The sequence below is a fragment of the Enterovibrio baiacu genome (genome assembly GCF_004120195.1).
In the GTDB taxonomy this organism is placed as follows: domain Bacteria; phylum Pseudomonadota; class Gammaproteobacteria; order Enterobacterales; family Vibrionaceae; genus Enterovibrio; species Enterovibrio baiacui.
Genome location: NZ_SCHN01000032.1, coordinates 22,354 through 31,185 on the forward strand (window position 1 = coordinate 22,354; position 8,832 = coordinate 31,185).

Genomic DNA, 8,832 nt, shown 5'->3' on the forward strand with positions numbered 1-8,832 from the left:
AGGATCGGCACTGAAAGCGCAACTGCATTCTTTTGGTATCTGCATTCAAATAAAAACAGGGAGTTTCTTATGTCATCTATTCAAGGTACAAACGAGAACGATGTTATATACGTGGCTGATCACCTTGATCCAAACGCTGAAGAAAATCAAACAGTCCGAGTATCAGGTGGCGGCGGCAATGATTTAATCGTTGGCGATGCAGAAGCGAATGCTTCAATATCTGGAGGCAGAGGAAGCGACTGGCTCGAGGGGTACGGCGGCGACCAACTTGGTGGCGGCACGGGGAATGATGTCCTTGTCAGCCTCGGCGACGGCGATGTGCTCAATGGAGGAGTCGGTAACGATGTCCTCCAAGTCGCAGGAGACGCGGGAGACGGCACGAAGCTAAACGGCGGAGACAGTGACGATTTTCTCTCAGGTAATCACAACGACCAGTTTTATATCGGTGGCGATGGCGCAGATATTTATCACTTTGGCTCATCCATTCTAGACTCAGATCCAAACTACGACGCGTCTAACCCAACCCATCATTCTGGCCATGATCGTATCGTGGACTTTGAGGTTGGCGTAGACACCATCAGTATCGACCCCGCCATTCATACCCATTTTGACGAACTGGATATTCAACAGGTCGGACAGACAACCGTTATCACGCTTTCGACAGGCGCGACCATCACGCTAAACAAAACAACAGCAACGGATCTGACTGCGGATGATTTTGTGTTTCGAACAGGGCAAGAATATCAAAACAAACTCGGTATCTGGGGAGATAACGAAGCGCCTATCGAAGAGCCGCAAAACGTCATGGGCGGCGGTGGCGATGACCACATTGTTTTAGACACAGCAACAGCAGACTTTGCCGCCGGTGGTCGCGGCAATGACTTACTCGAAGGGTTCGGGGCTGATCGCTTAGGCGGCGGGTCTGGTGATGATGTGCTGATCAGCCGTGGTGACAATGACAAGCTTCAGGGCGGCTTAGGCAATGACGTTCTGCAAGTCGCTGGCGATGATGCCAACAAGGGTCGACTAGAAGGTAACGATGGGGATGACTTCCTATCTGGCAATGCAGGCGATCAGTTCCTCATTGGTGGTTCGGGTGCTGACACTTACCATTTTGGCTCCTCGATTCTAGGCGATCACACCACAAACCTCTCAGGCAACGACCGTATCATCGATTTTGAGCTGGGTATCGACACCATCAGCATCGACACAACGATTCATTCCAGCTTTGATGAGTTAGACATCAAACAAGTCGGTCCAACCACCGTCATTACCCTTTCGACGGGTTCGACGATTACCCTAAATAACACCACAGCATCTGAACTGACCGTCAGTGATTTTGTTTTCCAATCTGCAGATGCGTATGTCGATAACTTAGGTGTTTGGAAAGACCAATTGGTTGAAGAAGACACAGGCAATGTGATTCAGAGCGAAAACAGTATTCTGTTAGGCGGAGCCGATAACGACACACTAACGGGCGGTGACGGTGACGATTATTTATCGGGAGGATTAGGGACCGATGTTTTAACAGGGGGTGAAGGCAGCGACACCTTTATTACGTCTATCGGATCTCACACGCCTCAATATATTCCTAGCGAAAAAGGCAACAGCTATATTTCGACGGTTCAAGGCATCGAATATGGCGTTCAAGATCATGATCGGATTACCGACTTTGAGCCCGGCGTGGATGTCATCCGCATTGAGCTTTCCTCTGACAGCATACTGCGCACCATTGATGGAAGTAACATCGAGATCATTCAGCAAGGCGATGACACGCTTATCAAGGTCACTGATCAGGTGTCGGTAACGCTAGAAAATACCTCGGCACAAGATGTTTCACATGACGACATTCAGGTGGTTTTGGAACATAGCAGCGGCGATAACTCTGTGCTAATTGGCAGCGCCGGGGATGACCTCATTAAGGGCGGTGGCTTTTCATCGAATGACGTGATGAGAGGCGGCGAAGGAGCAGATATATTTTCTTATGGTCTCGCCTATTGGAATACACACTATGATGCCTTTATAACAAGCACTTCCAATGTTTTTGGCGAAGACGTCATTGAAGATTTCACGCAAGGTGAGGATCTCATTCACTTTTGGTCTGACCAAGATTACGACGCATTAGCGAGTGGGTGGACGATTTCGCAGATAGGTAACGATACACTCATCGACTTTGATTCCTACTATGCTGCGTCCATTACCCTGAAAAACATAGACTCTTCTTTACTTTCTGCCTCTGACTTTCTCATCACACCACCGAGCGACATTATTGGAAAGTATGACCACTTTCTCGCTGGCGATGATAACGACAACCAGATTATTGGTGATGCAGACGCAAACTCATTATTTGGACAAGCAGGTAACGACACACTCATCGGCAATGAAGGAGATGATCGACTCGTCGGCGGTCTAGGAGATGACGAACTCAAAGGTGGTGCTGGCAATGATGATCTTGTGGGTAATGAAGGCAATGACACGCTCATCGGCGGCGAGGGCGATGACGACCTAAAGGGCTGGGAAGGGAATGACGCTCTTGACGGCGGAGATGGCACGGACGAACTGGAAGGGGATGAAGGCAATGATACCCTTATCGGTGGCGACGGTGATGATAGGTTGCATGGCGACGAGGGGGACGATTCTCTCGATGGCGGAAAAGGCGAAGATGACTTGTATGGCGGTGCGGGTAATGACCACCTAATTGGAGGGGATGGCGAAGATTACTTGTCTGGCGCAGAAGGCGACGACCGCATCTATGGCGGCGCGGAATATGACCGTATACATGGCGGAGATGGCGAAGACACTCTCTATGGTGGAGACGGGAAAGATTCTCTCCATGGTGGGAAACACACCGACACGCTTTATGGTGATGGCGGTGATGATCGTCTAGAAGGTGGTCATGGCTTCGACACACTGTATGGCGGCGAAGGCAACGACATACTCTCAGCCAATACGTATCACACTCAATACGGTAGCCGCGTTGATACTGATTCACACCTTGATGTTCTTTACGGCGGCAATGGCGATGACACGCTCGTCGCTTCCGGCAGTGACAAACTCTATGGCGAGGCGGGCGATGACACATTCCTAAGGCGCAATGGGGATAACAAGCTCTATGGCGGTGAAGGAAATGACACGTTTGTTCTTCAGGGCATTAACGAGAACGTTGATAAGCCCAGATTTACAACGGATGTATGGGGTGGCGAAGGCAGCGATAGCTACCAAATCAGATTTAATCCTGGATTTGGAGATAGTGACAATACCAATCACAACATCTTCATTCATGATTTTGATGTCAATGAAGACACCATTGACTTGTCTTCTTATGGTCGTGAATTTGCAGGGTTTAATTACTCGCAGCAAGGCGATAGTGTTAAATTGAGTTTTTCTGATGAATTAAATGTCTTTTTACAAAATACAAACCTTCAAGATTTGGCAGGTAAAGGCATTACCATAGAAGGAGGAACCGTCTCCGATCCAATGTCATTTGATCTCGATGTTTTCAACTACATCATTAAAGGCTCAAGAGATAACGACGACCAAGTTAAAACAGGGGCGGGGAATGATGTCATCGAAGGTGGTCAAGGTAACGATGTCTTAGAAAGCGGCGCGGGAGAAGACAGGCTGGCTGGTAACCAAGGTGATGACTATCTCGACGCTGGCCAAGGTAACGACAAGCTCTTAGCTGGCTCAGGCAACGATACGCTCATTGGTGGTGAAGGTAATGACACCCTAACAGCAGGGACAGGTGACGATACACTTGTAGGCGGTGAAGGCGAAGATACTTATATCTTTGAATCATTCGACGGCATCAATCGCATTCAAGACTTTGAAGTCGGCGTTGATAAATTAAAGATAGATGTAACATTTAGCTCATACCAAGCCAACGACTTCCAAGACTATGTTGTTCAACAAGGAAATGACACATTCATCAAACTGTCGGAAAGTTCTGATGATCATGTCGTCCTGTTCGAAAACACGGATATTTCGAGCATTGACCTCTCAGACATTGAATTTAACCTCTATGGTGTTGCAGCGGAATACAATGTGCTCACAGGTAGCGCAGGAAATAATACGCTTCAAGGCGCAGGCAATATAAACTGGCTGAATGGTGGCCTTGGCAACGACACCTACATTGGCGCTGGCGACAGCACGGTCCATTACTTTGGTACAGGCCTTCAGAACGGTGATGACTTTGGCCATGATACGATCCAAGACTTTGATGCATCAGCGAGCATCGCCATTAATCACTCAAGTACCCAGTATGCCTTTACCGACTTATTGATAACCCAAGACGGGGACAATACGGTCATCACCCTACCCGCGTCTGATACACCCACATCAAGCATCACCTTAATCGATTACAATGCAGAAGATCTGTCGCAGGATCAGTTCCAATTCCTTGTGCAAGAGGTATTCGGCAAACACCTTGTCGGCTCAGAAGACAATGACACCTTGGAAGGAACCGCAAACAGAGACCTGTTAGAAAGCGGCAACGGAGACGATGTTCTCTCTGGCGGTGCAGGAAACGACCTTTTCTTGATAAAAGGCAATCTCGGTCACAACGTGATTGAAGATTTTGAGGCCGGAAAAGACGAGCTCGAAATCATTTATACGCCAAGTGGGTCTGCGGATACGCATATCCAAGTCTCTGAAATCGATGGAAGCACCTTTATCCGCTTGTCTGACGATCATTCGGTCACCTTAAACAACGTTGATCTCGCGTCGTTTTCGACTGATGACGTCAACATCACCTTACAGAAAGACACCGCGGGAACGACACTCGGCAGCGACTATGCAGAAGTCTTTGAACTCAATGGCGGTGGCGAACATACCCTTTTCGCTAACGGCGGAAATGACGAGGTTATTTCCGTAGGAAGCCAGAATCACATCGATGGAGGACAAGGCAATGACACCCTTCACTCCCGAGGTTTCGCCAATGACATTCAAGGTGGTGAGGGTGATGACATCATTACCGCCCTGGGGATGGACAACACCGTGAATGGCGGTGCGGGCGACGACACCATTTTTTATTCGGAAATCGGTGACGAAGACAACCTCATCGAAAACGGTGTGACTGAACTGTTTGGCGGTGAGGGGGACGACACCTTCCATGCCACCATCGGTCATCGATCAGACAATGTGAGCGAAATGCACGGTGGCACGGGGTCAGATACCTTTGTGTTTGAAGACGGTCTCGTGGCAAGTCACGCGCAAGGGCTGTTCGTCATTGAAGACTTTGAAGTGGGTGTCGATACCATTCAGTTCTCTGGCTTTGAAGGTCTGAATTTTGAAGATCTCGCTATCTTCAAGCCAAACCCAGAACCTTACGTCCACATTGAAGTGCCAGACCATGACTTTACCATTGCACTAAAAGACGTTTTTGTTGGGGCTGTTGACCCTGACGATTTCATGTTCGTGTAATGTAAACAGGCGAGTAAACAAAAAGCCACTTGCGCGTTGCAAGTGGCTTTTTTAGTGTCCATACGCCCTCAAAAACGAGGGGGTTGAGCGCATACACCTCACGCCAAATGCTGTGTGCGATACGCGCGTGGTGAATGCCCACTCCACTTTCGAAAGGCTTGTCGAAAATTCGCTGAATCAGAGTACCCCACTCTCGCTGACACCTCTTCAATGCTGATATGGGTGGACAACAAGTAGTGACGAGCAAGGCTGTAGCGAACATGATCCAAGATATGTTGGTAGCTCGTGTTTTCGGTTTTTAGGTGACGTCGTAATGTGCGAGAAGACATTCCCAATTCAGAAGACACAACTTCAATGGAAGGATACTGCCCAGGCCTTTCTAGCAGCATTTGCGTGATTTTTTCATTCAAGGTGATTGAGCCATTCACCTTTGCCAGCATTTCATCACAGGACTTTAAGCACTGCGTCAGTGTCATGGCGTTAGCGGTGGGCAATGATTCGTAGAGTTTTTCAGCATTAAATTGCCACTCAAGACGCTCGCTCTCGAAGACCACCTCGCACTGAAAGGTTTCCTCGTAGAGCGCCGCATAATCAGGTTTCGGATAGGGAAAGTAAATCACCGTCGAAGGGAAAGGTTGCTGTATCACCTCTTCGCACAACTTCAACACCGCGGCAAACCAGTATTCGCAACAAAAAGGCAGCAAAGTATCAAGTTCCACCAGCTGGTCGGCGCGAAAGTACCCAAGGTTCCCGTCAACCTTCATGCTTTTTCGCAATACGGGGCCTGCCAGTCGAAGATACTTAAATCCCATCATCAACGCGTCTAGCAAGGTATTGCTACTGAACACCGCATACCCAAGTACACCAAAGTCACTAAATCGCGCCTGCTGACCGACCTTTAAGCCGAGGCCGGGCTCATCGGTTTTACTCAGCGCATTGTTAAACACCGCCAATTTTTGCATCAACGTAATGTGCGTGTCTGGCGAGTGAATGCATCTCGCGTCTATCCCAGAACCTTCGAGCAACGCATCCATTGGCACGGTTGTCTGGAGATAACGACTGAGCAATTGAAGATCCAACACGCCACACGCTTTCATATCGGGTTCATAAGCCGCGATGTACTTCATTCCACCTCCATTGGGTACGCATTACCTTGTTATTATTGGCTTTCTCGCCCCGACGTGACCCAAAATCCAACATGAGAATAGGTCATCAATACGTCATTTTTGTCCGAATATCATCGGTATTTGTCTTTTTCTCACCTTCAAACGAGGTTAACAGAATGTTGTAATTTGGCAATCAATGATAAAAACATCAGGAAGACAGTGATGCCAATGCATGACCAAACAGACACGGTTGACCCAATCATCACCGATGAATTAAACGCATGGTTTCAATCACTAAAAGCCGCCTATCAGCGCGACACACAGCCAAACTTGAAAACGCGAAGAGCACACCTTCTCGCGCTGAAAAAGCAGCTTCGTCGCTATCAGGATGTCTTGGCGAACGCGATGCGTGACGACTTTGGCGGCCGAAGCCACAGTGAATCCTTAATGGCGGATATCCTTGGCCCTATTCTTGATATTAACCATGTGCTCAGCCACCTTGGCGCTTGGATGCAACCCAAACGCCGCCCGACAGAATGGCTGTTCAAGGGCAATAAATTGCAAGTGCGCTACCAGCCCAAGGGTGTGGTGGGCGTTATTTGCCCCTGGAATTTCCCACTCTACCTTTCTCTCGGCCCATTGATCACGGCGCTCGCTGCGGGAAATCGCTGCATGATAAAGATGCCGCCTAATTGCCCCGCAACAACACACGTTCTTGACACCCTGCTCGCAGAGATTTACCCGCGCGATTTAGTCCGAATCGTGCATGGCAATCACCCTCAAGCAATGGAAATCAGCCATCTCCCGTTTGACCATCTTGTGTTTACAGGATCACCGAGTACGGGGAAAACCATCATGGCAAACGCCTCGGCAAACCTGACGGCCGTCACCTTAGAGCTAGGCGGTAAATCTCCGGCAGTGGTATTTGATGATTACGATATCGAGAAAGCGGCAGAAAGAATCGCCCATGGAAAAAGCTTCAATGCGGGTCAAATCTGCATTGCGCCAGACTACGCCTTTGTCCCACAAGACAAGGTTTCGCTTTTTGTTGAGGCACTTGCTAACGCATACAACGCCATGTACCCGAGCATCAAGAATAACCCAGATTGCACATCGTTAATTGATGCTGCCCAGCACCAACGGTTTCAAGCGTTGCTTGACGATGCCATCGCAAAGGGCGCAACAATCAGAAGATGTTCTGACGCACAGGAAGGCCGAATTCAACCGCTTCACATTGCGACTCACTTAACGCCAGACATGCGAATTTGCCAAGAAGAAATCTTTGGCCCCCTCCTTCCTGTCTTTGGCTATCAAACGTTAGATGACGTAACAGCCTACATCACTGAACGGCCTAGACCGCTGGCTTGCTACCTCTTTAGCCACAACAAAACACAACGCGAATGGTTTCTCAGTCGCACCCACAGTGGCGGTGTCACCATCAACGATTGGGGATGGCATGCACTTAACCATTCTGTCCCTTTTGGCGGCATCGGCAACTCCGGGATCGGCAACTATCATGGCGAAGAAGGTTTCAAAGAATTAAGCCATGCCCGCACCGTGCTACAAATGCGCCGCTGGTTCCCCATCCATTTCTTCGCCCCCCCGTACGGCAACTGGTTACAAAAATGTGTCATGCGCTTGTTCATTGGCAAAGCTGACGCCACGCTCTCTCCCCCGCCAGAGACCAAGGAAGACCTGAGTTCAACGACCTCAGCCTAACAAAGCCACACGACGTTAACGGTTAACAAGGAGTAAAAATGCATAATTTAGCGGTTAATCTGGAGCGCAGCGCGGCGCTTTTTCCTCAGAAGATGGCGATTCGAATGGGGGAAGAAAACATCACTTTTTCTGAGCTGAATACACTCGCTTCAAATGTCGCCACCCATTTGGTCGCACTGGGTCTTAAGCCGGGGGATAAGGTCGCCCTTTCTTGTCCAAACGTTCCCTATTTTCCTATCGCCTACTATGGGATCCTGAAAGCAGGTTGCGTGGTTGTCACGCTGAACGTTTTGTATGGAAAATATCCTGACCGAAATGACCTGTTTTGGGTAAAGTGAGACCCAGGCTTTAGCTGCAACTAAAGCTTTCTATATGGCAGTTCGATTGAACGCTGGCTCCTCTATCGAGAGACCGATAACAAACAGGAACGCCACATAGGACTCCAAGCTTAAACCTCGAATAGTCGACTGGGTCTCGAACCCGCATTTCGCAAGCATGAGTGAGCTTATTATGAATTCCAATATCACGCAAAATATCAACGTCGGTGTTGATACAGGGAAAACACAATTAGATATTCATATTCGCC

3 protein-coding genes and 1 pseudogene are annotated in these 8,832 nt (G+C 48.8%); 3 read left to right on the top strand and 1 reads right to left on the bottom strand.

The window, feature by feature from the left end; genetic code table 11:
- The first annotated feature begins 69 nt into the window (after positions 1–69).
- A complete protein-coding gene (locus EQP46_RS23540; RefSeq protein WP_161972891.1) occupies positions 70–5,421 on the top strand; it encodes a hypothetical protein in 5,352 nt (1,783 codons plus the stop codon).
- Between the two features lie 98 nt (positions 5,422–5,519).
- Here the strand turns inward: EQP46_RS23540 and EQP46_RS23545 are convergent, their stop codons facing one another.
- Positions 5,520–6,548 carry an AraC family transcriptional regulator gene (locus tag EQP46_RS23545; protein ID WP_129495917.1) on the bottom strand — a complete coding sequence of 343 codons (1,029 nt, stop codon included), beginning with the start codon at positions 6,546–6,548 and terminating at the stop codon, positions 5,520–5,522.
- 201 nt (positions 6,549–6,749) lie between these two features.
- On the opposite strand from EQP46_RS23545, the gene EQP46_RS23550 reads away from it, so the two are divergent.
- Both EQP46_RS23550 and EQP46_RS23555 read left to right on the top strand, forming a co-directional pair.
- Positions 6,750–8,246 carry a coniferyl aldehyde dehydrogenase gene (locus EQP46_RS23550; RefSeq protein WP_129495918.1) on the top strand — a complete coding sequence of 499 codons (1,497 nt, stop codon included), beginning with the start codon at positions 6,750–6,752 and terminating at the stop codon, positions 8,244–8,246.
- A gap of 38 nt (positions 8,247–8,284) precedes the next feature.
- A pseudogene (locus tag EQP46_RS23555) lies at positions 8,285–8,542 on the top strand (AMP-binding protein); the annotation flags it as partial.
- Positions 8,543–8,832: the final 290 nt, after the last annotated feature.

What these genes read in the sequence shown, in the direction of transcription:
- EQP46_RS23550 (WP_129495918.1), top strand. Translation starts at nt 6,750, where the DNA reads ATGCCAATGCATGACCAAACAGACACGGTTGACCCAATCATCACCGAT.
- EQP46_RS23545 (WP_129495917.1), bottom strand. Translation starts at nt 6,548, where the DNA reads ATGAAGTACATCGCGGCTTATGAACCCGATATGAAAGCGTGTGGCGTG.
- EQP46_RS23540 (WP_161972891.1), top strand. Translation starts at nt 70, where the DNA reads ATGTCATCTATTCAAGGTACAAACGAGAACGATGTTATATACGTGGCT.